25 protein-coding genes and 1 tRNA gene are annotated in these 25,005 nt (G+C 74.4%); 17 read left to right on the top strand and 9 right to left on the bottom strand.

Annotated elements, in window-relative coordinates:
• Positions 1 to 5: 5 nt before the first annotated feature.
• Positions 6 to 941: a transketolase gene (locus ACIP98_RS07980; RefSeq protein ID WP_319657987.1), complete on the bottom strand. Its 936-nt coding sequence runs from the start codon at positions 939 to 941 to the stop codon at positions 6 to 8.
• A 51-nt stretch (positions 942 to 992) separates the two neighbouring features.
• Positions 993 to 1,694 carry a transketolase gene (locus tag ACIP98_RS07975; protein WP_319657989.1) on the bottom strand — a complete coding sequence of 234 codons (702 nt, stop codon included), beginning with the start codon at positions 1,692 to 1,694 and terminating at the stop codon, positions 993 to 995.
• A gap of 54 nt (positions 1,695 to 1,748) precedes the next feature.
• On the opposite strand from ACIP98_RS07975, the gene soxR reads away from it, so the two are divergent.
• Positions 1,749 to 2,273, top strand: coding sequence for a redox-sensitive transcriptional activator SoxR (gene soxR / locus ACIP98_RS07970; protein ID WP_319657990.1), 525 nt, complete (start codon positions 1,749 to 1,751; stop codon positions 2,271 to 2,273).
• On the opposite strand, the gene ACIP98_RS07965 is transcribed toward soxR, so the two are convergent.
• Positions 2,254 to 2,544, bottom strand: coding sequence for a YiaA/YiaB family inner membrane protein (locus tag ACIP98_RS07965; RefSeq protein ID WP_319657991.1), 291 nt, complete (start codon positions 2,542 to 2,544; stop codon positions 2,254 to 2,256). The genes soxR and ACIP98_RS07965 overlap by 20 nt on opposite strands.
• 186 nt (positions 2,545 to 2,730) lie before the next feature.
• On the opposite strand from ACIP98_RS07965, the gene ACIP98_RS07960 reads away from it, so the two are divergent.
• The 5 genes from ACIP98_RS07960 (at position 2,731) to ACIP98_RS07940 (ending at position 6,538) form a co-directional block, all read left to right on the top strand.
• A tRNA-Pro gene (locus ACIP98_RS07960) sits at positions 2,731 to 2,804 on the top strand.
• Between the two features lie 196 nt (positions 2,805 to 3,000).
• Complete coding sequence (locus tag ACIP98_RS07955) at positions 3,001 to 3,366, top strand: PH domain-containing protein (RefSeq protein ID WP_319657992.1); 366 nt, start codon at positions 3,001 to 3,003, stop codon at positions 3,364 to 3,366.
• Positions 3,367 to 3,873: 507 nt separating this feature from the next.
• Positions 3,874 to 4,221 (top strand): MmcQ/YjbR family DNA-binding protein, encoded by a 348-nt coding sequence (locus ACIP98_RS07950; RefSeq protein ID WP_319657994.1) that lies wholly within the window; start codon positions 3,874 to 3,876, stop codon positions 4,219 to 4,221.
• Positions 4,222 to 4,276: 55 nt separating this feature from the next.
• Positions 4,277 to 5,299, top strand: coding sequence for a TIGR03617 family F420-dependent LLM class oxidoreductase (locus ACIP98_RS07945; RefSeq protein ID WP_319657995.1), 1,023 nt, complete (start codon positions 4,277 to 4,279; stop codon positions 5,297 to 5,299).
• Positions 5,300 to 5,857: 558 nt separating this feature from the next.
• Positions 5,858 to 6,538 carry a dihydrofolate reductase family protein gene (locus ACIP98_RS07940; RefSeq protein WP_319657996.1) on the top strand — a complete coding sequence of 227 codons (681 nt, stop codon included), beginning with the start codon at positions 5,858 to 5,860 and terminating at the stop codon, positions 6,536 to 6,538.
• Here the strand turns inward: ACIP98_RS07940 and ACIP98_RS07935 are convergent.
• Complete coding sequence (locus ACIP98_RS07935; protein ID WP_401974315.1) at positions 6,517 to 7,299, bottom strand: CDP-alcohol phosphatidyltransferase family protein; 783 nt, start codon at positions 7,297 to 7,299, stop codon at positions 6,517 to 6,519. The two genes, ACIP98_RS07940 and ACIP98_RS07935, sit on opposite strands and share 22 nt — an antisense overlap.
• Positions 7,300 to 7,391: 92 nt before the next feature.
• Between ACIP98_RS07935 and ACIP98_RS07930 the strand changes: the two genes are divergently transcribed.
• The 5 genes from ACIP98_RS07930 to ACIP98_RS07910 are packed head-to-tail and all read left to right on the top strand — an operon-like array spanning position 7,392 to position 11,832.
• Positions 7,392 to 8,372: a zinc-binding alcohol dehydrogenase gene (locus ACIP98_RS07930; RefSeq protein ID WP_319657998.1), complete on the top strand. Its 981-nt coding sequence runs from the start codon at positions 7,392 to 7,394 to the stop codon at positions 8,370 to 8,372.
• A 22-nt stretch (positions 8,373 to 8,394) separates the two neighbouring features.
• Positions 8,395 to 8,793, top strand: a complete 399-nt coding sequence (locus tag ACIP98_RS07925; protein ID WP_319657999.1) for a 6-carboxytetrahydropterin synthase — start codon at positions 8,395 to 8,397, stop codon at positions 8,791 to 8,793.
• On the top strand, positions 8,790 to 9,899 hold the full coding sequence (locus tag ACIP98_RS07920; protein ID WP_319658000.1) for a glycosyltransferase family 4 protein: 1,110 nt from the start codon (positions 8,790 to 8,792) through the stop codon (positions 9,897 to 9,899). Before ACIP98_RS07925 ends, ACIP98_RS07920 begins: the two co-directional genes overlap by 4 nt.
• Entirely contained in the window at positions 9,896 to 10,780 is an 885-nt protein-coding gene (locus ACIP98_RS07915; RefSeq protein ID WP_319658001.1) for a class I SAM-dependent methyltransferase, read from the top strand. Before ACIP98_RS07920 ends, ACIP98_RS07915 begins: the two co-directional genes overlap by 4 nt.
• Positions 10,777 to 11,832 carry a lysylphosphatidylglycerol synthase transmembrane domain-containing protein gene (locus ACIP98_RS07910; RefSeq protein WP_401974313.1) on the top strand — a complete coding sequence of 352 codons (1,056 nt, stop codon included), beginning with the start codon at positions 10,777 to 10,779 and terminating at the stop codon, positions 11,830 to 11,832. Before ACIP98_RS07915 ends, ACIP98_RS07910 begins: the two co-directional genes overlap by 4 nt.
• A 498-nt stretch (positions 11,833 to 12,330) precedes the next feature.
• Here the strand turns inward: ACIP98_RS07910 and ACIP98_RS07905 are convergent, their stop codons facing one another.
• Positions 12,331 to 14,754 (bottom strand): SpoIIE family protein phosphatase, encoded by a 2,424-nt coding sequence (locus ACIP98_RS07905; RefSeq protein ID WP_401974311.1) that lies wholly within the window; start codon positions 14,752 to 14,754, stop codon positions 12,331 to 12,333.
• A gap of 108 nt (positions 14,755 to 14,862) precedes the next feature.
• Positions 14,863 to 16,323 (bottom strand): MDR family MFS transporter, encoded by a 1,461-nt coding sequence (locus ACIP98_RS07900; protein WP_319658004.1) that lies wholly within the window; start codon positions 16,321 to 16,323, stop codon positions 14,863 to 14,865.
• Between the two features lie 225 nt (positions 16,324 to 16,548).
• Here ACIP98_RS07900 and ACIP98_RS07895 point away from each other — a divergent pair, with 225 nt between their 5' ends.
• Positions 16,549 to 17,337 carry a tyrosine-protein phosphatase gene (locus ACIP98_RS07895; RefSeq protein WP_319658005.1) on the top strand — a complete coding sequence of 263 codons (789 nt, stop codon included), beginning with the start codon at positions 16,549 to 16,551 and terminating at the stop codon, positions 17,335 to 17,337.
• 6 nt (positions 17,338 to 17,343) lie between these two features.
• On the opposite strand, the gene ACIP98_RS07890 is transcribed toward ACIP98_RS07895, so the two are convergent.
• Complete coding sequence (locus ACIP98_RS07890) at positions 17,344 to 18,342, bottom strand: NAD-dependent epimerase/dehydratase family protein (protein WP_401974309.1); 999 nt, start codon at positions 18,340 to 18,342, stop codon at positions 17,344 to 17,346.
• Positions 18,343 to 18,407: 65 nt separating this feature from the next.
• The gene (locus ACIP98_RS07885) at positions 18,408 to 18,983 is read right to left on the bottom strand and encodes an SDR family NAD(P)-dependent oxidoreductase (protein WP_401974308.1); all 576 of its coding nucleotides are present in this window, start codon (positions 18,981 to 18,983) and stop codon (positions 18,408 to 18,410) included.
• Between the two features lie 137 nt (positions 18,984 to 19,120).
• Between ACIP98_RS07885 and ACIP98_RS07880 the strand changes: the two genes are divergently transcribed.
• The 5 genes from ACIP98_RS07880 (at position 19,121) to ACIP98_RS07860 (ending at position 23,570) form a co-directional block, all read left to right on the top strand.
• Positions 19,121 to 20,773 carry an amidohydrolase gene (locus ACIP98_RS07880; protein ID WP_401974306.1) on the top strand — a complete coding sequence of 551 codons (1,653 nt, stop codon included), beginning with the start codon at positions 19,121 to 19,123 and terminating at the stop codon, positions 20,771 to 20,773.
• A 54-nt stretch (positions 20,774 to 20,827) separates the two neighbouring features.
• A complete protein-coding gene (locus ACIP98_RS07875; protein WP_319658008.1) occupies positions 20,828 to 21,250 on the top strand; it encodes a VOC family protein in 423 nt (140 codons plus the stop codon).
• Complete coding sequence (locus ACIP98_RS07870) at positions 21,247 to 22,356, top strand: adenosine deaminase (RefSeq protein WP_401974304.1); 1,110 nt, start codon at positions 21,247 to 21,249, stop codon at positions 22,354 to 22,356. The genes ACIP98_RS07875 and ACIP98_RS07870 overlap by 4 nt, the downstream gene beginning before the upstream one ends.
• Before the next feature lie 119 nt (positions 22,357 to 22,475).
• Positions 22,476 to 23,129, top strand: a complete 654-nt coding sequence (locus ACIP98_RS07865; RefSeq protein WP_401974303.1) for a hypothetical protein — start codon at positions 22,476 to 22,478, stop codon at positions 23,127 to 23,129.
• Positions 23,130 to 23,333: 204 nt separating this feature from the next.
• A complete protein-coding gene (locus ACIP98_RS07860; protein WP_319658011.1) occupies positions 23,334 to 23,570 on the top strand; it encodes a hypothetical protein in 237 nt (78 codons plus the stop codon).
• A gap of 26 nt (positions 23,571 to 23,596) precedes the next feature.
• Here ACIP98_RS07860 and ACIP98_RS07855 read toward each other — a convergent pair whose 3' ends face one another.
• The gene (locus ACIP98_RS07855) at positions 23,597 to 24,868 is read right to left on the bottom strand and encodes an alpha-L-fucosidase (RefSeq protein ID WP_319658012.1); all 1,272 of its coding nucleotides are present in this window, start codon (positions 24,866 to 24,868) and stop codon (positions 23,597 to 23,599) included.
• Between the last annotated feature and the right edge of the window lie 137 nt (positions 24,869 to 25,005).

Below are 25,005 nucleotides of genomic sequence, written 5' to 3'. Positions count from 1 at the left end.
GACCCTCAGCGCGCCGCGGCCGTCACGGCGCCCGCCCGCGCGCCCGCGAGGAAGGATTCGACGCCGCGCCGCAGCCCCGCCGCGTCCAGACCGTGCGCCCGTGCGTGGTCGTGCCGGGTGCCGTAGCGGCGCAGCTCCTCCCGCGCGGTGCCGAGGGCCAGGACGCGGTGCGGCAGATCCATGAGCGCCTCGTTCGCGAACCGCGCCGAGGTGCCCGCCAGGTACGGCTCGACCAGTACGACATCCGCGCGGTCCGCCGCCCCGGCGGCGGCGCGCAGCCCGGCCGCGTCGAAGGGCCGCACGGTCGAGGCGTACAGCACCGTGACGTCGAGTCCGGCCACCGCCTCCAGCGTCGCGTCGAGCAGCGGCCCCACGGTGACCACGGCCCCCGCGCGGCCCTCGCGGACCGTGCGGAACCGCCCGGGGGACACCGGCAGCGCGGCGCGGTTGGACTGCTCGCTGAGCCGGACGTACACCCGGTGGTCCCCGTCGCCGGCCGCGTGCCGGAGCAGTGCCTCGGCCTCGTCGGGGTGGCCGGGGACATGGACGGTCCATCCCGGGAGGGTGTCGAGCAGCGCCACGTCGCCGGGCGACTGGTGGGTGCGGCCGCCGGCCGCGATGTCGTAGGACGCGCCGGAACTGACCAGCACCGCGCCCACGCCCTGGTGCCCCAGGTCCAGCTTGACCTGCTCGAACGGCCGCTCCACCAGGAAGCTGCCGAAGGTGTGCACGACCGGCCGCAGCCCGGTCAGGGCCAGCCCGCCCGCAGCCCCGACGAGCAACTGCTCGCGGATGCCGACGTCGATCACGCGGTCGGGATGGGCCCGGGCCGCGTCCGTGAAGCGGTCGCCGGAGATGACCGCCAGGACCACGGCCAGCCGCGGGTCCTCGTCGAGCAGGGCGGTGGTGACGGCGGTGAAGCGCTCGCGCATGGTGTCCATGGTGGGGAGACTCCTCGGTCCGTGTCGTCTTCGGTGGCGTGCGGAGGACGGTCAGTACTTGGACTCGACGCGGGCGACGACCGCCCGCGGAGCGCCCGGGTGCGGCGCGGTGAACGCCTCGTACAGCGCTTCGTGGTCGCGGCCGTCCACGGTCACGGCCGACCAGCCCTCGGCGGCGAAGCGCGAGGCGAGCCCGCCCCGCCAGCCGTACGTGGCGGAGGAGTTGTCGACCGCCACCACGTGCAGGGACTCCAGGCCGATCGCGCCGGCGAAGGCGACCGCCTCGTGGTTGCTGCCCTCGTCCATCTCGGCGTCGCCGACCAGTGCCCAGACCTTGGGGCGGGTCAGCCCCTGGGCCCGCAGCCCGAGGGCGCTGCCCACCGCGAGCGCCAGCCCGTGCCCGAGGGAACCGGAGCCGATCTCCACCCCCGGCACCAGCATCCGGTCCGGGTGGTGGCCGAGCCGTGAGTCGTAGGAGCCGAAGGAGGGCAGCCACTCCTCCGGAATGAAGCCCTTGGCCGTCAGCACGGCGTAGTACGCCATCGGACCGTGGCCCTTGGACAGCAGGAAGCGGTCGCGGTCCTCGTCGTCCGCGGTGTCCCGGGTCACTCGCAGCACACGGTCGTAGAGCACCCACAGCACGTCGAGGGTGGAGGTGGCCGCCGGGCCGTGCTTCTCGTCGCCCGTCATCAGCGACATCAGGCGTGGCAGGTCCCGGTAGTCGTACGCGGGGGTTGTGCGTGTCGGGGTCATGGGTCGAGCGTGCAACTTCAAGGCGACTTGAGGTCAAGCGTAGGCTCGGAGGACATGAGCCCGCATGCGCCGCAGCCCCCGACCCCGGCCCGCCCCGCGCACCATGACCGCCTCGCCATCGGCGAGCTCGCCGCCCGCAGCGGCCTGGCCGCCTCCTGTCTGCGCTACTACGAGGAGATCGGCCTCATCCGCTCCGAACGCACGGCGGGCGGGCAGCGCCGCTACCCGCGGTCCACCCTGCGCCGTGTCGCGTTCGTCCGCGCCGCTCAGCGCGTCGGCCTCTCCCTGGACGAGGCGCGCACCGCCCTGGACCGGCTGCCCGAGGACCGGGCGCCCAACGCGGCCGAGTGGAACACCGTCGCCCGCGCCTGGACCCGCCGCATCGACGAGCAGATCGCCGAGCTGGAGCGCCTCAAGCGCCGGCTCACCAGTTGCATCGGCTGCGGCTGTCTGTCCCTGCGCAAATGCGGTCTGTACAACCCCGACGACGCCGCGGCCGCGTCCGGCGCCGGCGCCCGCTACCTGCTCGGGGACGAACCGGCGGGGCCGGAGGCCGCGCCTACAGCCCGTCGACCTTGAACGGATCGTGCTCGGCCAGGAGCTTGTCCAGCCGTGCCTGGTCGACACGGCTGGTGACCTGGCCCTCGTCCTGCCGGTCCCTTACCACCTTGGCCAGGGTGAACGCCGAGGTCACCACAGAGAGCAGTGCCACCGCCAGGAAGGCCCGCGCCCACGGGCCCACGGGCAGGTAGGCGATGCCCACCACCATCGCCGTCAGGGCGAGGGCGAACGAGAGCGCGGCCTGCGCGGAGTAGGCCGCCGTCGTGTGCTGCCGGATCGGATTCGCCATGGCAGCAGTGTCGGGGCGGTGTGGCGCGCGCCACATGAGTACGGCTACTCATTTTCGCGGCGGGCCCGCCGCCCGGGCCGGGGGCCGCTCGGCGACCCGGGGCGATACCTGTGAGCGAGCACCGGCCGACGTGCGGTATTGTTCTCGTGCGCGGTCAGCCCGGGGAGAACCCGGACGATCCGGCACCGGGACGTGGCGCAGCTTGGTAGCGCACTTGACTGGGGGTCAAGGGGTCGCAGGTTCAAATCCTGTCGTCCCGACGGTGTTTTCGCAGGTCAGAAGCCGTTTCCGCTCAGCGGAAGCGGCTTTTGCCGATTCCGGTTCCGTCCGAATGATCCGCCGCCGTCCGATGCCCGCGAGCGGACGACGGGGCCTGCGGCTCCCGCGCGACACCCACCCACGGCGCTCCGATAAGGTGCTGATCTTCGCTCAACTCGCTGCTGTGGAAGGTCTGTTATGGCGATGTTCGGAAACGCGCACGCGGTCGATGTGACGGCGGCCCAGGAAGAGTTCGCGCGACTGCTGGGGGAGGACGAGCAGCTGCACGCCGCCTTCGAGCTGGTCCGCGACAGCATCCTCTTCACCGACCGCCGGCTGATCTTCGTGGACAAGGAGGGGGTGACCGGCAAGAAGGTGGAGTACCTCTCCGTTCTGTACAAGAGCATCACGCGCTTCTCGGTGGAGACCGCCGGCCCGTTCGATCTGGACGCCGATCTCAAGATCTGGACCTCCGGCAGCCACGAGCCGATCGAGAAGAGCTTCACCAGGGGCGTCAACGTCTACGAGATGCAGGGCATCCTCGCGAAGTTCGCGGCGCGCTAGGGCGTGTTTCGAAAGTAGCGCCGGCCGCCCGGAGGGCGGGTCCCGCGGCGTCTGGTGCGGTGCATCGCAAGGCGGAGAGTCGTCCTCGTAGTGGGCTACTCGGACGATTCGACAACGCAGCGAGGTGCCGTGCCAGGCGTCGCGGGACAGGCGGGACTTTCGAAACACGCCCTAGTCGTTCCCCTCCCCCTCGGAACAGGGCCCGGCGGTCGGGCCGTAACCACGCCAGGAAGGTGCGGCAGATGAGTGATGTGGTCGGGGAGATCCTCGAGGAGATCGTCGAGGGTGCGGTGGAGGAGCTCGCCGAGGAGATCGGCGGCGACGCTCTGGAGGACATCGTGGAGGAACTCATCGACTGACGCCCGGGACGGCCCGGGCGGGCGCCAAGTGCCGCGCGGGTCGGGTGTCCCGCGGCGCCGCAGGCAGCAGGCCGTTCCCCCGTGACGGGGGAGCGGCCTCGCGTGTGCCCGGGGCGCCGGTGTCAGTGGCGGTGTCTACCGTAGGGGCATGCCCGACTCACAAGACGTCCGCCGCATCGCCCTCTCACTTCCGGAGACGGCCGAGAAGGAGGCCTGGAGCATGCCCACGTTCCGGGTCGCGGGGAAGATGTTCGTGACGGTCCCCGACGACGAGACGTCGTTCGCCGTGCGCTGCCCGATGCACGAGCGTGAAGAGCTGATCGCGGCGGAGCCGGAGAAGTTCTGGGTGCCGCCGCACGAGGCCGGTTCGCACTGGGTGCGGGTGCGCCTGGCCGCGCTGGAGGATCTGGACGAGCTGCGGGACATCCTCGTGGACTCCTGGCGGCAGGCCGCACCGCCCGCGCTCCTGGAGTCGCGGGATCCCTCCCTGTCCTGAACCGGGCCGCGATCCCGTCCATGACGAGCCACCAGCCCGATCGGAGCGCCGCCGCGTGACCACCGAACCCCGGCGGACCGACGTCACCTTCTCCGGCCGGATCGAGCAGGCCGCCGCCGCGGCCGCCCTGGCCGAGGCGCGCGGCGCCGACGGCTTCGTGGTGAACGAGCTGCGGCACGACGCCTTCCTGCAACTCGCCGTCGCGGCCGGCAGCACCCGGCGGATCGCGTTGACCACCGGGGTCGCCATCGCCTTCGCCCGCAGCCCGATGACGGTGGCGACGGCCGCCTGGGACGTCCAGCGGCTGTCCGGCGGACGGGTGATCGTCGGACTCGGCTCGCAGGTCAAGCCGCACATCACCCGCCGCCACAGCATGCCGTGGTCGCAACCCGCGACCCGGATGCGGGAGTTCACCGAGGCGCTGCGTGCCGTCTGGCACAGCTGGCAGACCGGCGGACGGCTGGCCTTCCGCGGCGACTTCTACACCCACACCCTCATGACCCCGATGTTCGACCCGGGGCCGCTGCCGTCCGGGCCGCCGCCCGTGTGGCTGGCCGCCGTCGGCAGGCGCATGACCGCCGTCGCGGGAGAGGTGGCCGACGGGCTGATCTGTCACCCCCTCACCTCCCCGGAGTACCTGCGCCGGGTGAGCCTCCCGGTCCTCCACGACGCCCGTGACAAGGCCGGGCGGACCGCGCGGCCCTTCGACGTCGCCGGGACCGCGCTGGTCGCGACCGGCCGCACCGAGGAGGAGTACGCCGCCGCCCTCACCGCCACCCGCGAGCGGATCGCGTTCTACGCCTCCACCCCCGCCTACCTCCCCGTCCTCGAACTGCACGGCTGGGGCGAGCTCCAGCGGGAGTTGCACGGGATGTCCGTGCGCGGCCGGTGGCAGGAGATGGGCCGCCTGGTGGACGACGACGTCCTGGACGCCTTCGCCCTGCACGGCGAACCGGGAGCGGTGGGCCGGGCCGTGCGCGAGCGCTTCGGCGGCCTGTACACCCGCGTCAGCGTCTCCTTCTCGCACGACGCCGACGACACCCTCGCCCTCGACGTGCTCGAGGCCGCCCGGGAGTGAGCACCGGCCGCCGTACCGCGGTCGACCCGGTCGTGCACCGGCAGGCCGCGGACAGGGGGCGGCCCCTGTCCGAGCACGTCCCCCGCCTATGCGCCGGGCGCTCCCTCGGCGGTCGTCGCCCGCGACACCGGCCAAGCCCTGGGGCACCCACTCGGCGTGCTGCCGCACGCCGCTGCCGCGCGGACACCGCGCCGTCACGGCGCTCCTCGCGGCCACCAGTGCCGGGTCGTGCCCGAGGGGCGCCGCGCCGGCCCGGTCGGGGATGGCCGAGGTCGCACACCCGCCGGGCACCCGCGGGCCGCGGCCCACCTGGGTACGAACCGGGGGACCCTGCGGCGCGGCACGCCGGGGTGCGGCCACGGCCGCCGGCTCACGGCACGTCCCCGTGGCCGTGCCGCCGGGACGTTCCGCGCCTCGGCGTGGCGGCAGCCGATGCGCCCTGCGGCCGACCCGGCCGATGCGCTGACCTGCGGCGCCCCTATACCCCGCCGCCCCGAATCGTGCAAGCTTACGAAAGCTCCGTCGCCTGCGGGGACACGGGAGGGGATCATAAGCGACATGAGATCGCGCCCGTATGTGCTGCTGTCGGTCGCCTCCTCGTTGGACGGTTGCCTGGACGACACGAGCACGACCCGCCTCCTGCTCTCCAACGACGAGGACTTCGACCGCATCGACCAGGTCAGGGCCGGGGTGGACGCCATCCTGGTGGGGGCCAACACCATCCGTTCGGACGATCCCCGGCTGTTGGTCTGCCCGGAGCGGCAGCGCGAGCGGCTGAGCGCGGGCCGGCCGGCGACGCCGGTCAAGGTCACGCTGACCGAGAGCGGCAAACTGGACCCGGAGGCGCGGTTCTTCACGACCGGCGACTGCGCCAAACTCGTGTACACGACCACCGGCACGGTGGCCGCGCTGGGCGAGCGGCTCGACGGGCTGGCCACGGTGGTCGGCGCGGGCGACCCGCTGGACGTGCGCGAGGTGCTGGACGACCTCGCCGGGCGCGGGATCGAACGCCTGATGGTCGAGGGCGGGGGCGTGGTCCACACGCTCTTCCTGTCGGCCGGGCTCGTCGACGAGCTGCAGCTCGTGTACGCCCCGTTCTTCGTGGGCCAGGCCGACGCGCCGCGCCTGGTCCAGCCGGCCGACTTCCCCCAGGGGCCGGGACACCGCATGCGGCTCGCGGAGGCCCGGCAGATCGGGGACGTCGTCCTGCTGCGGTATCACCCCCGCCAGGACGACTGACCGGCGGTCGAGGCCACCGGCACCGGCAGCGACTCGTGGCCACCCCCGGGCGCCTCGACCGGCCGGGTCCGCCACAGCCACGCGATGTCGCGGCCGAAGGACCACACGAGCGCGGCCAGCGCCAGCGCCGCCACCCCTGCCGCGGCCGGCCCCGGGAGGATCCCCGAGCAGGCCGCCACCAGCGCGATCCCCTGGCACGCCGCCACCGTCTTGCGGGCGAAGCTCGGCGGGAGCGGCGCGTTCAGCCAGGGCAGCACCCACGACGCCGCGACGAACGCGTACCGCATGCCGCCGATCGCCAGCACCCACGGGCCCTGCTCCATGGCCAGCTGCACGCTCAGCACCATGATGAGGAAGGCGTCGACCTCCATGTCGAAACGGGCGCCCAGCCGCGAGCAGGTGCCGGTGCGGCGGGCGACCTTGCCGTCCACCGCGTCGAGGACCAGCGCCACCGACGCCACGCCGGTGAAGACGGCGCCGTGCGCCGCGCCCGCCACCGCGAGCGCCGTGACCCCGCCGACCAGCACCGCACGGCCGAGGGTCACCCGGTCGGCCGGACCGAGCGCACGAGCCCCCGAACGGCGCAGCCCGCCCGTCAGCAGCGCCCAGATGGCGGCACCGTAGGCGGTCCCCGCGATCCAGCCCAGCGCGTGCAGGCCCACCGAGGCCCACAGCACGACGAGCAACCCGAACTGGGCCACCGCGGCGACGGCTTGCTCCCGCCCCGCTGTGCCCTTGTCGAGCCGGGTTCCCACGGTCATCACGGTCATCTTTGTTCCCCCGGTTACGGGTTTCTCGGGAGCGCCGCGTACGGTACGGCCTCATCTGTCGTGGAGGGATACGGAGAAAACCCATGGAGCGTTCGGCACGGGCCTTCTGGCTTCGCAAACCCGGCGAGGGCGAGATCCGCGAAGTGACCCTGCCGGAGCCGGGACCGGACGACGTCGTCGTGCGCACGCTGCACTCCGGAATCAGCCGCGGCACCGAGACCCTGGTCTTCCGCGGGGGCGTACCGGAGAGCCAGCACACGATCATGCGGGCGCCCTTCCAGGAGGGTGACTTCCCGGGCCCGGTGAAGTACGGCTACCTCAACGTCGGCGTCGTCGAGGAGGGCCCGGCGGAGCTGCTGGGCCGCACCGTCTTCTGTCTGTACCCGCACCAGACCCGCTATGTCGTCCCGGCCTCGGCGGTCACTCCCGTACCCGACGACGTGCCCGCCGCGCGGGCCGTCCTGGCCGGCACCGTCGAGACCGCCGTGAACGCCCTGTGGGACGCCGCGCCCCTGGTGGGCGACCGGATCGCGGTGATCGGCGCCGGGATGGTCGGCTGCAGCGTCGCCGCGGTGGCCGCCGGCCTCCCCGGGGCACGGGTGCAGCTCGTCGACGTCGACCCGGCGCGGGCCGCGGTCGCCGCGGCCCTCGGCGTGGGCTTCGCCCTGCCCGGCGAGGCCGAGGGGGGCTGCGACCTCGTCGTCCACGCCAGCGCCACCGAAGCCGGGCTCGCCCGCGGCCTGGAACTGCTGGAGCCTGAGGGCACGCTGCTGGAGATGAGCTGGTACGGCGACCGGCGGGTCTCGCTGCCCCTTGGCGAGGCCTTCCACTCCCGCCGCCTGGTGGTCCGCAGCAGCCAGGTCGGCACGGTGTCGCCCAACCGGCGTACCCGGCGCGGCTACGCCGACCGGATGGCGGTGGCCCTGCGCCTGCTGGCCGATCCGGCCTTCGACGCGCTGATCACCGGGGAGAGTCCCTTCGACCGGCTGCCCGAGGTGATGAACCGTGTCGCCGGCGGTGAACCATCCGTGCTCTGCCACCGTATTGCCTACCGACCGGCCTAGTTCAGCCCTGGAAGGTTCCACCGTGTTCAGTATCACCGTTCGCGACCACATCATGATCGCCCACAGCTTCCGCGGCGAGGTCTTCGGCCCCGCGCAGCGACTGCACGGCGCGACGTTCCTGGTGGACGCGACCTTCCGCCGTCCCGAACTCGACGACGACAACATCGTCGTCGACATCGGCCTGGCCACCCAGGAGCTCGGGAAGGTCGTCGCCGGCCTCAACTACCGCAACCTGGACGACGAGCCGGAGTTCGCCGGGGTCAACACCTCGACGGAGTACCTGGCCAAGTACATCGCCGACCGGCTCGCCGACCGGGTGGCCGAGGGCGCCCTCGGCGAGGGCGCGCGCGGACTCACCGCCATCGCCGTCGCCCTCCACGAGTCCCATGTCGCCTGGGCGAGCTACGAGCGGACGCTGTGAGCGCCGCGGCCCTCGCGCCGGACGTGCGTACCGTCCATGTCGTCCTGCCCGGCGACGTGGACGACACGGCCGTGCCGAGCGGCGGCAACATCTACGACCGCCGGCTGAACCAGTCGCTGGCGGCCGGCGGCCGCACCGTCCGTGAGATCGCCGTGCCGGGTGACTGGCCGCGGCCCGGCGAGGCCGCGCGCGAGCGGCTGGCCCGGTCCCTCGCGGACCTGCCCGACGGTGCCTGCGTCCTCCTCGACGGCCTGGTGGCCTGCGGCGTCCCCGAGATCGTCGTCCCGCAGTCGGGCCGGCTGCGGGTGGCGGTCCTGGTCCACCTGCCGCTCGCCGACGAGACGGGGCTGCCGGCCGAGGTCGCCGCCGAACTCGACTCCCGGGAGCGGGAGACCCTGCACGGCGTCGGCGCGGTGGTAGCCACCAGCCCCTGGGCCGGGCGCCGGCTCGTCGAGCACCACGCACTGCCCACCGGTCGTGTGCACGTGGTGCCCCCGGGCACCGACGCGGCGCCCCTCGCGCCGGGCACCGACGGGTCGTCACATCTGCTGTGCGTCGCGTCCGTCACCCCCCGCAAGGGGCAGGACGTGCTCATCGAGGCCCTGGCGGACCTCGCCGACCTGAGCTGGAGCTGCGATCTCGTCGGGCCGCTCGAACGCGACGGCGCCTACACCGAGCTGATGCGCGAACTGCTCGCGGCGACCGGTCTCACCGACCGGGTGCGGCTCACGGGCCCGCTCACCGGCCAGGCCCTGGCCGGGGCGTACGCCGCCGCCGACCTCCTCGTCCTGCCGTCCCGCGCCGAGACGTTCGGGATGGTCGTGACCGAGGCGCTGATGCGGGGCATCCCGGTGCTCGCCTCGGACGTCGGCGGTGTGCCGGACGCCCTCGGGCAGGCCCCCGACGGCAGTCTTCCGGGCGTCCTCGTGCCGCCCGGCGACAGCGCGGCGCTGGCCGCCGGACTGCGCCGCTGGTTCGCCGAGGACGCCTTGCGGCGCCGTCTGCGGACATCGGCGCGGGACCGCCGCGACACCCTGCGGGGGTGGGAGGAGACATCGCGGCGCATGGACGCGGTGCTCCGGAAGATGGTGGAGGAGGGGTCATGACGAACAGGTCCGGGACATCGGCGGGGGAGGCGGAGGCAGCCGCCTTCACCCCGCAATGGCTGTCGCTGCGCGAGGGCGCCGACGCCGCCGCCCGCTCGGCGGAACTGATCCCGCCGCTGCTGGACCGGCTGGCCGCGGTGCCGCCCCCGGACGGCACGCTCGTCGTGCGCGACCTCGGCTGCGGCACCGGATCGCTGGGCCGCTGGCTGTCCGATCTGCTGCCGGGACCCCAGCACTGGATCCTGCACGACCGCGACCCGAGGCTGCTCGCCCTGGCCCGGGCCGGTCTGGACGGCCGGATCACCCCGGGGGGCGCCGTCACGGCCGCCACCCAGGAGGGCGACCTGACCCGGCTGCGCGCCGCCGACCTGGCCGGGACCTCGCTCGTCACCGCCTCCGCGCTGCTCGACCTGCTCACCGCCGACGAGGTGGACGCCCTCGCCGTCGCGTGCGCCGACGCCGGCTGCCCCGCGCTGCTGACCCTGTCCGTCGTCGGCCGGGTGGCCCTCGACCCCGCCGACCCCCTCGACCACGAGATCGCCGCGGCCTTCGACGAGCACCAGCGGCGCGAGAGCGACGGCCGCGGCCTGCTCGGGCCGGACGCCGTGGCCGCCGCCACCGAGGCGTTCGAGCGGCGCGGTGCCACCGTGCTCAGCCGGCCGAGCCCGTGGCGGCTGGGCCCGGGCGAGTCCGCCCTGACCGCGGAATGGCTGCGCGGCTGGGTCGGCGCGGCCGTCGAGCAGCGCCCCGGGCTCACGGCCCACGCCGACGGCTATCTCCGCCGGCGGCTCGACACCTGCGCGGCCGGCGGACTCCGGGCCGAGGTCGGCCACACCGATCTGCTCGTGCTCCCCGCGGCGGCGGGCGGTGACGTGCGATGACCGTCCTGAAGCGCGCATGGCCCTGGCTGCGGCTCCTGCTGGGCGCCGGCATCCTGGGCGCCCTGGTGTCCCGGCTCGGCACGAGCGCGTTCCTCGACGGGCTCCACATGGTCAGCGGCACCTCCGTGCTCGCCGCCCTCGGCATCGGCCTGCTCACCACCGTCCTCAGCGCCTGGCGCTGGTGCATCGTGGCCCGCCGTCTCGGCCTGCGGCTGCGGATCGGCCGGGCCGTCGCCGACTACTACCGGGCGCTGCTGCTCAACGCGGTCCTCCCGGCGGGCGTCCTCGGGGACGTGCACCGCGCCGTCCAGCACGGGCGCACCGAGGGCGACGTCGCCCGCGGGGTGCGGGCGGTCGTCCTGGAACGGACCGGGGGACAGATCGTCGTCCTCGCGCTCGGCGTGGCCGTACTGCTCAGCCGGCCCGCCCTGCTGGCCGACATGACGCGCGCACTCCTCCCCGACGGCACCGGCGCCCTGGCCCTCACCGCGGCCGTCCTCGGCACGCTCGCGGTCGCCGCACCGCTCACGGCATGGGAGCTGCGCCGCCGGCGCCGCACCGGCAAGGCCGCCGCCGCCCTCGCGGGCAGCCTGGCCGACCTGCGCCGCGGCCTGCTGGCCCGGAGCACCTGGCCGGGCGTCGTCCTGCTCTCCGCGGCGGGCCTGGTCGGCCATGTCGCCCTCTTCGTCGTCGCTGCCCGCGCCGCCGGGTCGACCGCCCCCGTCGCCCAGCTCGTCCCGCCGCTCACCCTGGCCCTGCTCGTGATGGGCCTGCCGATCAACATCGGCGGCTGGGGCCCCCGCGAGGCCGTCTCCACGCTCGCCTTCGGCGCGGCCGGCCTCGGCGCCGCCCAGGGCCTGTCCACCGCGGTCGTCTACGGGGTCCTCACCCTCGTCGCCAGCCTCCCCGGCGTCGCCGTCCTCGTGCTGTCCCGGCCCCCGCGTCCCGCCACCGCTCCGTCCCGCCGCCCCTTCACCGCCCGCATCCGCGGCGTCCGCCGCGATCGCGCGCTCCACCGGCCCGTCGCGGTCGCCGTCGCCCCGAAGAGCTGATCCGCCTGCGGCGAGCCGTGCTTGCCGTGGCCGCGTTGTTCTCGTCCGCGCCGCGGACGGCGCGGGCCGCCCTTCCCCGACGTGGTGGGCGTCGTGTGCCGCTTGTGGGCGGCCGCGCGCGGTTCGGCGTCGGTAGGGGTGCGTTCCTTGTGAGGGCGGTGGCGACGACTGTAGGCGCGGGGTCGGGCAGCACCCCGGGTTCACGGCCCGCGCCTGGTGTATGCCGCCCGTCGTCGCCGTCGCTCCGAGAGCTGATCCGCTGGCGGCGAGCCTTACTGCGGCCGCGCTTCTCGTCCGCCCCGCGGAGGGCGGGGGCCGTCCTTCCCTGACGGGGTGGGCGTCGTGTTGAGGGCGCCGGCGCCGACTGAGGCGCGGGGGTTGGCCAGCGCTCCGGAGGGCGGCGGACGGCGCCGGCCGGGCGCGTTCTCGACGTCGACGGCGGCGGGCACGGGGCCCGCGAGGCGTACGGACCCGGGCCGCGCCCGGCGCAGCCGGCCGTCAGGAGGACGGCAGGAGTTGTTCCGTCCAGATGGTCTTGCCGCGCAGCGTGTGGCGGGTTCCCCACCGCGCGGTGAGCTGGGCGACGAGGAGCAGGCCGCGGCCGCCCTCGTCGTAGACACGGGCACGGCGCAGGTGGGGAGCGGTGCTGCTGGCGTCGGAGACCTCGCAGATGAGGCTCGTGTCGTTGATCAGCCGCAGCTGGATGGGCGCGCGGGCGTAGCGGATGGCGTTGGTGACGAGTTCGCTCACGACGAGCTCGGTGACGAACGCCATCTCCTCCAGCCCCCATTGCGCGAGCTGCTCCGTGGTGAGCTTGCGCGCGTGGGCCACCATGGCCGGGTCGGGCGGCAGCTCCCAGGTCGACACGCGGGAGATGTCGAGGCCGTTGGCGTGGGCGAGCAGCAGCGCGACGTCGTCGGCGGGGGTGTCGGGCAGCATGCTGCGCATCACGTGGTCGCACACGTCGTCCAGGGACGCCGACGGGCCGTCCGTGAGCGCCGCGGCCAGCCGCGCAGCGCCCACGGCGAGGTCGTCCTCGGGCACGCGGTCGTGCTTGCCCGCGCCGATGAGCCCGTCGGTGAACAGGGCGATCATGCTGCCGTCCGGCAGGTCCAGCTCGGCGGACTCGAACGGCAGGCCGCCGAGGCCCAGTGGTGGGCCGGCGGGCAGCGCGGGCACCTCGACCGCGCCGTCCGGGCGCACGATCACCGGGGCCGGGTGACCGGCGCGGGCGATGGTGCAGTGGCGGGCGACCGGGTCGTACACCGCGTACACACACGTGGCGCCGATGTTCCCGGCGTCGGCGTGCTCGCCGTCCTCGCCGTCCCCGGTGCCCCCTCCGGCGCCGTCCGGGTGCTCCTCGCGGTCGAGCCGCAGCACGAGGTCGTCCAGGTGGGTGAGGAGTTCGTCGGGCGGCATGTCGACGTCGGCGAGGGTACGTACGGCCGTGCGCAGCCGTCCCATGGTGGCGGACGTCTGGATGCCGTGCCCGACCACGTCGCCCACCACGAGCGCCACCCGTGTCCCGGACAGCGGGATCACGTCGAACCAGTCGCCGCCGACGCCGACCCGCGCGTCGGCCGGCAGGTAGCGCGAGGCGACGGTGACGGCCGCCTGCCGCGGTGTGCGCTGCGGCAGCATGCTGCGCTGCAGGGTGAGGGCGGTGTTGCGCTCACGGGTGTAGCGCAGCGCGTTGTCGATGGACAACGCCACCCGTGCGGTGATCTCCTCCGCCAGGATCAGGTCGTCGGGGTCGAACGGGTCGGGCGTGCGGTGCCGGAGGAACTGCGCGAGCCCCAGCGTGGTCCCCCGGGCGCGCAGCGGGACCACGATGAGCGAGTGGATGCCGAACGCGTGCGCGGAGCGCGCGTGCTGCGGGTTCGCGCGCAGCCACTCCTGGACGTCGTCGTCCTCGATCCAGTGGCACGACGCCCTCCCGGTGACCAGCGCCCGCGCCATGGGCGACTCCTCGGGATAGCGGTCCGGCTGCCCGGGAGAGACGGAGGTCTCCGGCGCCCCGTCCAGGACGGAGTCCTGGGCCGCCCGGCGCAGGATCACCGGGCCGGGCGCGCGCGGCCCGGCGTTCGTCGCCTCGTCCAGGACGGCGTCCAGCAGGTCGACGCTCGCGAAGTCGGCGAACTGCCCGATGACGACCTCGGTGAGCTCCTCGGCGGTGCGCACGACGTCCAGCGTGGTCCCGATCCGCACGCCGGCCGTGTTGACCAGGCTCAGCCGCTTGCGCGCCTTGTACTGGGACGTCGTGTCGAGCGCGGCCACGGACACGCCGCGCACGTGCCCGGCCGGGTCCTTGAGCGGATAGAGGTAGACCGACCACGCGTGGGCGCGGGTCTCGCCGGGGGCCTGGGTGAACGTCTCGGCGGTCATCCGCTCGCCGGTCTCCATGACCCGGTCCATCATTTCCTCGAGCTTCTCCGACCGGCGTCCGGGGGAGAACTCGACCACCCGCAGCCCGATGACCTCCTGCTCCGGGACCCCCATCACGCGGCGGCCCTCCGCGCTGCTGCCGATCAGCCGCTTCTCGTGGTCGTACACCCCGAAGACCGCGGGCATCTGGTCCAGGGCCCACTCCGCGAGCGGTGTCCCGGGCTCCTCCGCCACGACCGCCCAGTCGCTGCCCATCGGGGCGGCGGCGACCTCGGCCCCCACGGCGTGGCCCCGGCGGTGCCGCAGCAGCAGCCGACCGCGCCATTCCTCCTGGCGCTTCAGGCTCCGCAGCGCGGCGGGCGGGAGCTGCCCGGCGAGCAGTGTCCGGGCCGCCCGTCCCACCACCTCGTCCCGCTGGTACCCCAGCAGCCGCGCGGCGCCGGGCGTCCACCCGGTGACGACGCCGCTCGCGTCCACGGCGGCCATGGCGGCCCCGGCAACGGACTGCCCGTCGTCCATCGGTTCTTGTACCGGCATCGCCGACGTCCTCGCCTGCTCGGTTCCGAGGCCCGGACCCCGCGCCATCCTTCCCAGCATCCCACCGCGGGCAAAACGTCTCAAACAGACACCGGGGCGGGGCAGCCGTCAGGGAGAGGCGGGAGTCGCCGCCTCCGCGGCGCCCGGCCGGGCGGGCCGCTCCGCGTCGGGACGTTCCACGCCCAGGGCGTCCTGGTCGGAGACGAAGAGCGCGGCGACCGCGGAGATCAGCGCGAGCCCGGCGCACAGGACGAAGCCGGCGTGATAGGCCGTCAGGTTGGCGGTCGGCGTCCCGTCGGCGCTCAGCACCGTGGTGCCGACGGCCGCGAGCAGGGTGGCGATCACGGCCGTGCCGAAGGCGCCGCCGAGCTGGCGCTGCATGTTGAAGACGGTGGCGGCCCGCCCGGTCGAGGGGGCCGGGACGGTCGCGAAGGCGGCGTTCTGCGCGGACATCATGACGTGCCCGATGCAGTAGCCCAGGACGAACAGCACACCGCGCAGCGTCCACTCCGACGTGCCTGCGGTGAAGCCCGCCATGACGGCCACGCACAGGCCCATGCCCGCCGAGCCGCCCACCATCAGCCGGCGCGGCCCGAGGCGCCGGTACAGGCGGGGCGCCACCTGCGCCGCCGCCATCACGCCCAGGGCCTCGGGGAAGGTGGCCATACCGCTGCGCAGGGCGTCGAAGCCCAGCGCCTCCTGCAGGAACAGCGGGTACAGCCAGACCGTGCCGAGGAACACCGCGCTCAGCGGGAACATCACGATCGTGTTGGCCCGGAACAGCCGGTCCCGGAAGAGCCCCAGGTCCAGCATCGGCATCGCGATGCGCCGTTCCACCGCCACCATGGCGAGCAGCGCCGCGATGCCGAACACCAGCGGCACGAGGACACCGGCCGTGCCCCACCCCTGGTCGGGACCCTCGGTGAACGCGTAGAGCGTCAGCGACAGACCGCCGCCGGCCAGCAGGAAGCCGGTGAGGTCGAAGCGGCCCGGGGTCTCCACCCGGTAGTCCGGCAGGAACAGCAGGCCGAAGGCGACGGCCGCGGCGCCGATGGGCAGGTTGACCAGGAACACCCAGTGCCAGGACACCGCGTCGGAGAGCCAGCCGCCGAGCACCGGGCCCACCGCGGGGGCGACCGCGGTGGGCACCATCAGCGCCCGCTGCGCCTTGATCCGCTTGGCCGGAGGGTAGGCCCGGAACAGCATCGTCTGGCCGACCGGCGTGAGCAGACCGCCGCCCGCGCCCTGCAGGATTCGGTACGCGGTGAGCTGGTCCATGGTGGTGGCCGTGGCGCACAGCGCGGAGGCGCCCGTGAAGACCACCAGTGCGGCCAGGAAGGTCCGCCGGGTGCCGTAGCGGTCGCCGAGCCAGCCGGCGACCGGGATGAACACGGCGAGGCTGACCAGGTAGCCGATGTTGATCGCGCCGAGGCCGGAGGCCGGGACGCCGAAGTCGCGGCCGATCGCGGGGACCGCCACATTGACGATCGTCGTGTCCATGATCGCCATGAAGAGCGCGGAGACGAACACGACGGCTACCGCGGTCGTCGGCGGAATCCTGCGGGCCACGGGGGATCTCCTCGCTCTCGCCGCCGTCAACGCGCGGTCGCCCGCGCCCGGACGGCGCCTGCCGGCCGGGCCGCCCTCACGGACGGTGCGCAGCCGGTCACAGCCTCCAGTGGAACCCGTGCCGCCGCCATCCGCACCCCGGGCGCATCCGGATGCGCGTTCCGTCTCCCTGACGCACTGGTACAAAAGAATCAGGCGACCCGAACCCCGTCCGAGGAGGCCTTCTTGGAAGCGACGCACGACGGGCCGCCCGGCGGCGCGGCCCGGTGGGTGGAACTGGCCGAGGTCGACAACATCCGCGACCTCGGCGGGCTGCCCGTCCACGGCGGCGGCAGGACCCGGCGCGGTGTGGTGTTCCGGGCGAGCACCCTCCAGGACGCCACGGCGGACGACGTGGAACTGCTCCTGGGGCGTTACCGGTTGCGGACGGTCGTCGACCTGCGCGGCCCGGACGAGGCGGCCCGCGAGGGACACGGTCTGCTGGCGGACACCCCCGTGCGCCGGGTCAGCCTGCCCGTCCGCCGTGTGCAGGCGGCCGTGACCGACGCCGTGCCGGCGGTGCGCGGTGAGGCCGTGGACGACACGGCCGGCTTCTACGAGGGCCTGCTCGACGGCAGTGGCGCGTCCCTGGTGGACGCCGCGCGGATCGTCGCGGACACCGACCAGCACGCCGTCGTCTTCCACTGCGCCGTCGGCAAGGACCGCACCGGCGTCCTGGCCGCCCTGCTCCTGGACGCGGTCGGCGTGCCTGCGGACGCCATCGCCGCCGACTACGCCCTCACCGCCCAGCGCGTCGCCCGCATCCGCGAGCGCCTCGCCCGGCTCCCCTCCTACCGGGACCTGCCCGCCGTCGAGCACCACTACATGGCCTCGAAGCCGCAGGTCATGCACCACTTCCTCGACACCCTACGGACCCGCCACGGCGGCGCCGGCCGGTGGCTGCGGGAGCGTGGCCTGACCGGCGCCGAACTCGGCCGCCTCAAAGGCGCGCTCGTGTCAGGGCCCGAGGGCTGACGGCCGTCAGCCGAGGCCGAGCGCCTTCAAGGCGGCCGCCTCCTTCTCCGGCGGCAGCCCCACCGCCGGACGGTCCGGGCGCTGCGGCGCCACCCCGCCCACGGAACGCAGCCACGACCAGGTGTCGGCGACCGTCTCGCCGACCGGACGGCAGCGCAGACCGGCGCCGACCGCACGGGAGACGTCGCCGGTGTGCAGGGTGTCGTACAACTCGCCCGGCGGGAGCCAGACCGGAAGTTCGGACCACGGTTCGACACCGGCGTCGAGCACCGCGGAGGGCTCGGCCCAGCGCAGGTCGGCCTCGCCGCCCGTCACCGCGGCGCAGGTGTCGAGCAGTTCGCCCGTCGTGGTGTGCCCGGACGGGCTGACGAGGTTGTACGCGCCGCCCAGGCCCGCCGCGGCGGCGTCCAGCGTGAAGGCGGCGAGGTCGCGCGCGTCGATGTACTGCAGGGGGAGATCGCGCGGCCCGGGAGCGAGCACGGGGCCGCCGCGGGCGATGCGGGTGAGCCACCACGGCAGGCGGCCGATGTTCTCGTACGGGCCGAGGATCAGCCCCGCCCGGAGCAGCAGCGCCCGGTCGCCGAACGCGTCGACGGCGGCCAGTTCACCGCCCCGCTTGGCCCGCGCGTAGTCCACGTCCGCGCCGTCGTCGGGCGACGCGTCGACCACCGGGCCGTCCTCGTCGAGTCCGGCGGCCGCGGGGTAGGTGTACACCGAGCGGCTGGACACGTAGGCGTAGCGCCCGGCGCGGCCCGCCAGCAGGGCGGCGGAGTCCCGCACCGCCGACGGCGCGCCGGACCACGTGTCCACCACCAGGTCCCACTCGCCGTGCGCGAGAGACGCCAGGCCGCCTTCGGCGACCCGGTCCCCGTGCAGCGCGGTGACCCCCGGCGGCGGCGAGTGCCGTCCCCGGTGGAACACCGTGACCTTCTCGCCGCGCGTCAGCGCCTCCTCCGCCACCGCGCGCCCCACGAACTCCGTACCACCCAGGATCAGCACATTCATGACGCCACTGTGCCGCGCCGCGGGCCGACCCGGGGGCGGTCACGCTGTGAGCGCAACCGCGGGGCTCACGCCGGGCGGTCCGTGCCGAGGAGTTCCGCCGTGAGGGCCGCGAGGCGGCGGCGGAACTCCGCGTCGTACGCCTCGGCCGAGGCCCGCGCCTCCCGCGCGCCGTCGAAGTACCGCCCGGTGACGTCGGCCAGTTCGGGGGCCTCGACCAGGCGCCGGGTGGCGGCCACGCCCTCCTCCAGGGAGTCGACGACGTCCATGCCGGACGCACGGGACATGGCCGTCGGCATGGAGGACGCGGGGTGGAGGCTGTTGACGGTGACGCCGCTGCCGGACAGTTCCTCGGCGAGGTCCAGTCCGTGGCCGATCAGGGCCGGCTTGGAGCGGCAGTAGGCGGCGACCTCGGTGCAGCCGCGGGTGAATTGGGGGTCGCCGAAGTCGATCGGCTGCTGTCCGACCGAGGCCACGTCGACGACCCGGGAGGGTGCCGGACGGCGCAGCGGCGGGAGCAGCTCGCGGGTCAGGAGGACGGGCGCGAGGTGGTTCACGGCCAGGCGCAGTTCGTGCCCGTCCTGGGAGGTCAGCCGTCCGGTGCCGGTGGCGTGGAAGCCGACTCCGGCGTTGTTGACGAGCACGTCGAGCCGGTCGTGGGCGGCGGAGACGTCGGCGGCGAGCCGCCCGGACCCCGGCGCCGGGCGTGGTGCGTTCGGCGCGGGTGGGTGTAGAACGGCTGGTCCCTGCCCGCCCCGGACCCCCGCTTGGAGCGTGCCCCATGTCCCGACCCCATGCCGACGTGGTGTTCACCGGTGGCCCGGTCCACACTGTGGACGCCGTGCTCGGCCGTGCCACCGGTGCCGCCGTGACGGACGGCCGGATCACGGCCGTCGGCCACGACGAGGTCCGCGAGCTCATCGGCCCCGGCACCGAGGTCGTCGACCTGGCCGGACGCCTGCTGCTGCCCGGGTTCCAGGACGCCCACGTCCATCCGCTCGGTGCGGGGCTCGAACTCGGGCAGTGCCATCTCGCCGAGGCCCGCGACTCGGGGGAGTACGTGCGGCTGGTCGGCGCGTACGCCGACGCGCACCCCGGCGCGGAGTGGATCACCGGCGGCGGCTGGTCGCTCGAGGCGTTCCCCGGCGGCAATCCCACCGCCGAGCTCCTTGACGCCGTCGTCCCCGACCGTCCCGTCTTCCTGCCCAACCGCGACCACCACGGCGCCTGGGTCAACTCCCGTGCCCTGGAGCTCGCCGGGGTCACCCGGGACACCCCGGACCCGGCCGACGGCCGCATCGAGCGCGACGCCGGCGGCAACCCCACCGGCATGCTGCAGGAGGGCGCCCAGCATCTCGTCGGCCGCCTGCTGCCCGCCGTCACGCTCGCCGAGCAGAAGGCCGCGCTGCTGCGCGCCCAGTCGGTGCTGCACGCCTTCGGCGTCACCGCGTGGCAGGACGCCATCGTCGGCACGTACGCCAACATGACCGACCCCGTGCCCGCGTACCACGCCGTTCTCGACGAGGGACTGCTCACCGCCCGCGTGGTCGGCGCCCTGTGGTGGGACCGCGACCGCGGCGCCGAGCAGATCCCGGAACTCCTGGAACGGCGTGCGGCGGTGAGCCGCGGGCGGTTCCGTGCCACCACCGTCAAGGTCATGCAGGACGGCATCGCGGAGAACGGGACCGCCGCTCTGCTGGGCCCCTACCTCACCGCCTGCGGCTGCGTCTCCGGCAACAGCGGCATCAGCTTCGTCGATCCGGCCGACCTCGCCAAGTACGTCGCCGAACTCGACGCCCACGACTTCCAGGTGCACTTCCACGCCCTCGGGGACCGCGCCGTCCGCGAGGCCCTGGACGCGGTCCGCGCCGCGCGCGCCGCCAACGGCTTCCGCGACACCCGGCACCACCTGGCGCACCTCCAGGTCGTCCACCCCGACGACGTCGCCCGCTTCCGCGAACTCGGCGCCGCCGCCAACATCCAGGCGCTGTGGGCCGCCCACGAACCCCAGATGGACGAGCTCACGCTGCCCTTCCTCGGCCCCGAACGCGGCGCGTGGCAGTACCCCTTCGGCGACCTCCTGCGCTCCGGGGCGGCGCTCGCCGCGGGCAGCGACTGGCCGGTCAGCAGCCCGGACCCGTTCCAGGCCCTGCACGTCGCCGTCAACCGCCGCATCCCGGGCGCCCCCGACGGGACCCCCGCCTTCCTGCCCGCGCAGCGCCTCGACCTCGCCGCGGCCGTCGCCGCGTACACCGCGGGCTCCGCCCACGTGAACCACCTCGACGACACCGGCACCGTCACCCCGGGCAAGCTGGCCGACCTCGTCGTCCTCGACCGCGACCCCTTCGCCGGCCCGCCGGAGGCCGTCGCGGAGACCCGGGTCCTGCAGACCTTCGTCGACGGCCGCCGCGTGTACGCCGCGGCGGACGCGTGAAGCCCGCCAAGGCCTGCCTTGCCCGGCTCCAGGTGTTACGTATAACGTGACCGTATGTCCCGCATAGCCCTGGTCACCCTCGTCGTCCCCGACCAAGACGAGGCCATCGCCTTCTACACCGGCCCCCTCGCCTTCGAGCTGGCCGAGGACGAGCCGCGCCCCGGCGGCGGCCGGTGGGTGGTCGTGCGCCCGCGCGGCGCCGGGGAGGGCAGCGGGCTGCTGCTCGCACGGGCGAAGAACGAGGCGGAGCTCGCCCGCGTCGGCGACCAGACCGGGGGGCGGGTCGGCTTCTTCCTGCACACCGAGGACTTCGCCGGCGACTACGCGCGGATGCGCGCCGCCGGGGTGACCTTCCTGGAGGAGCCCCGCCACGAGACGTACGGCTCGGTCGTCGTCTTCCAGGACCCCTGGGGGAACCGCTGGGACCTCCTCCAGCCCGCCGCCCCCGCGACCGCCGACCAGGAGCACACCGCGTGACCACGGCCACCGCCACCGACACCGACACGGACACCGACACCGATCTCGATCTCGTCCGCCGGCTGCCCAAGGCCGTGCTGCACGACCACCTCGACGGCGGCCTGCGCCCGGCGACACTCGTGGAACTGGCCGGGCGGATCGGGCACACGCTGCCCGCCACCGACCCCGCCGCGCTGGCGGCCTGGTACTACGACGCCGCCAACTCCGGCGACCTGGTCCGCTACATCGCCACCTTCGAGCACACCATCGCCGTGATGGGCACCCGCGAGGGCCTGCTGCGCGTCGCCGAGGAGTACGTCCTCGACCTGGCCGCCGACGGCGTGGTCTACGGCGAGGTCCGCTACGCCCCCGAACTGCTCGTCCACAGCGGGCTGGCGCTCGCCGAGGTCGTGGAGACCGTCCAGGAGGGCCTGGCCGCGGGTATGGCCAAGGCCGCCGCGGCGGGCACCCCGGTCCGGGTGGGCACGCTGCTGTGCGCGATGCGGATGACCGACCGCAGCCGCGAGGTCGCGGGCCTGGCCGTCACCTACCGGGACGCGGGTGTCGTCGGCTTCGACATCGCCGGCGCCGAGGACGGCTTCCCGCCCGCCGACCACCTGGCCGCCTTCGCGTACCTGCGCGAGGAGAACGTGCCGTTCACCATCCACGCGGGCGAGGCCCACGGCCTGCCCAGCATCCACCAGGCCGTGCAGGTCTGCGGGGCGCTGCGGATCGGCCACGGCGTCCGGCTGGCCGACGACATCGTCGACGGCAAGCTCGGCCGCCTCGCCCACTGGATACGCGACCGCCGCATCGCCCTGGAGGTCTGCCCCACCTCCAACCTGCAGACCGGCGCGGCGGTCTCCGTGGCCGGCCACCCCATCACCCTCCTGCGCGACCTGGGCTTCCGGGTGACCGTCAACACCGACAACCGGCTGGTGTCCGGTACGACGATGACACGCGAGATGGAACGCCTCGTCACGGAGGCCGGCTGGACGGTGGCGGACCTGCGGAAGGCGACCGTGGACGCGCTCAAGAGCGCGTTCATCCCCTTCGACGAGCGCAACGCGCTCATCCGCGACGTCGTCCTGCCGGGATACGAGTCCGCGCTCGCCGGCGGCCGCTGACCGTCCCCCTCCCGACGGACCGGGTGCCGCGGCGTCCTGACGCGCCGTCGGCCCTGACATGCGGGCACCGGGCGTGTGCCGCAGCATGGAGGGGCCGGAACGGGCAGGCGGGAGGCGCCATGGACGGGGACGACGCCGGCGAGTCCGGGGCCGCGCGCGGTGCGGGGAAGCACGCCGCGCGGCGGTCTCCGGGCGGGCGCGCCGGGGTCTTCTTCGCGTTCGTGCCGTGGATCGCCTTCGACATCGTCGCCGGGCCCAGCACCTGGGAACTCGCCGCGCTCGTCGGCCTCGTCGCGTCCGTCGTGCTGAGCGTGCCGGACGTCGCGCACGGCAGTGTGAAGCTGCTGGACGTCACCGGCATCGTCTTCTTCACCGTCGTCTCGCTGCTGGGGCTGTCCCTGGACCGGCAGGACCTGCTGTGGCTGGAGACCTACGCGCAGGTGCTCGCCAACGCGGTCATCGCGGCCGTCGCCCTGGGGTCCCTCGCCTTCGTGCCCTTCACCGAGCAGTACGCCCGCGAGTCGACGCCCCGGGAGGTCTGGGGCACGCCCGCCTTCCAGCGCACCAACCGGGTGCTGACGCTCGTGTGGGGCGGGGTCTTCCTGGTCACCGCGGTCCTGGGGCTGGTCGCCGTGCACGTCACCGCGGGCACGGACTGGCTGAACTGGGTGCTCCCGATCGCGCTGCTGGTGCTCGCCGTGCGCTTCACCGACTGGTATCCGCGGTACGTGCGCGAGCAGGTGCACAAGGGCGTGGCCGAACCGGACCGCTGACCTCGTCCGTCCCCTGCGCCGGGCTTCGCGCATCCTTGGCCTCGGTCGGTGCCCCGCTGAGGGCGGCGGCGGCTCGCCTGGTCCGCCCGCCCGCCCCAAGGACGGTGCTCCTCGTGCAGCCTGCCCCGCACCGTTCCGGCGACGAGTGCGCGCACCCCGGCCGCGCGACGTCGCCGCCCCTGGTCAACACCGCGCGGTACGCTGGTGGACACTGCCGCGCTCACCGCCGAAGCGATTGCCGGGCGCCCGCACGCCGTCCTCGACGTCACCGATCCCGAGCCACTGCCCGCCGGCTTCCCGCTGTGGAACCCGCCCGACGTGCGCCTCGCGGAGGAGCCGGCCCGGCCGGCGGACACGGCGATCGACGGGATCGCGCGGTGCGTCCGCGGCGTGCCCCTGGCGCACGCCGTGCGGGCCGAGGACCTCGACCGCTCCGCGTGACCCGCCGGGCCTTCGGGGCCCGCGGGTCAGGAGCGGCCGGTGCCGCGGTAGAGGTCGAGTTCGCCGTCGAGTTCGACCGCGAGCACGGTCGCGTGGGGGTCCAGGTCCGTCGCGGGCGGGGCGTCGATCCAGGTGACGCCCGGTACCTCGTGCAGCCCGCCGGTGACGTCGTGGCCCAGTTCTGTGCCGGTGCCGACCACCGTCACACGGCGGACGCGGTTGCGCAGCCCCCGTACCGACACGGCCTCCCTCGGGGTGTCGAAGCAGACCAGGTACAGCGTGCGGCGGTCCGCGGACAGGGTGCTGGGGCCGTAGTGGTGACCGGGGGGCAGTCCGGCGACCGTGCCGTGGACGGCGTCGGAGTGCGCGCCGATCCAGGCGCCGAGGCCCTCCAGGCGCTCGGTCTGCTCGGGTGTGATGGTGCCGTCCTCGCGGGGACCGACGTCCAGCAGCAGGTTGCCGCCGGCGCCGATGGTCTCGGTGAAGTAGCGGACCAGCCGGGACACCGATTTGTGGCGGTGGTCGCCGTGCTGGAAACCCCACGAGTCGTTCACGGTCAGGCACAGCTCCCACGGCCCGGTCGGGGGCTCGACCGGGATGCCCTGTTCGGGGGTGGCGTAGTCGCCGTGGCTCATCATCCGGGCGTTGAGCACGGTCGACGGGTTCCCGGCCAGGATCACGGCGGCCAGCGCGTCCAGGCCCCACTGCTCCTCGCTGCGCTCCCACTCGCCGTCGAACCACAGCAGGTCGGGGCGGAACCGCGTGACGAGCTCGGAGACCTGGGCGTCCCGGTAGGCGAGGTAGCGGCGCCAGGCGGCAGGGTCCTGCCGACCGTCCGCGGGGACCACCCAGCGGCTGGTGGAGACGTCCGGCAGGGGCGGGTCGGGGTGGATCACGCTGGCGTAGTCGGGGTGGTTCCAGTCCGAGTGCGAGTAGTACAGGCCGACCTTCAGGCCCTCCTCGCGCAACGCCCGCGCGTACGGGCCGATCAGGTCGCGTCCCGCCGGGGTGCGGTGTGCCACCGAAAGGTCGCCCTCGGCCGTGTCCCACAGCGCGACGCCGTCGTGGTGGCGGGCGGTGAGGACGGCGTACCGGGCGCCCGCGCGGGCGAACAGCCGGGCCCAGGACCCCGGGTCGTAGCGGGCGGCGGTGAAGCCGTCGAGCTGGCGCATGTACTGCTCGTGACCGACCCGGCCGTCGTAGAAGGACCATGACTCGGCGACGCCGTCGACCGCGTAGATCCCGTAGTGGACGAAGATGCCGAGCTTGGCGTCGGGGAACCAGGGCTGCATGGGCATGGCGGCGGGTCCTTGCCGGTCGGGGACGCACGGGCGGGCCGGGACGGCGCGGACATCGGAGGGATCCGGCCTGCGGGGCCGACTCTAAGGTGGTATGGACCACCTGGCAAGCAAGTCCTCCGACGTCTGCGCCGCCC

The sequence above is a fragment of the Streptomyces sp. NPDC088354 genome (genome assembly GCF_044753585.1).
Taxonomy (GTDB): domain Bacteria; phylum Actinomycetota; class Actinomycetes; order Streptomycetales; family Streptomycetaceae; genus Actinacidiphila.
The sequence above is the reverse complement of the archived record's forward strand: the minus strand, read 5'-3'. Positions and strand labels throughout refer to the sequence as shown.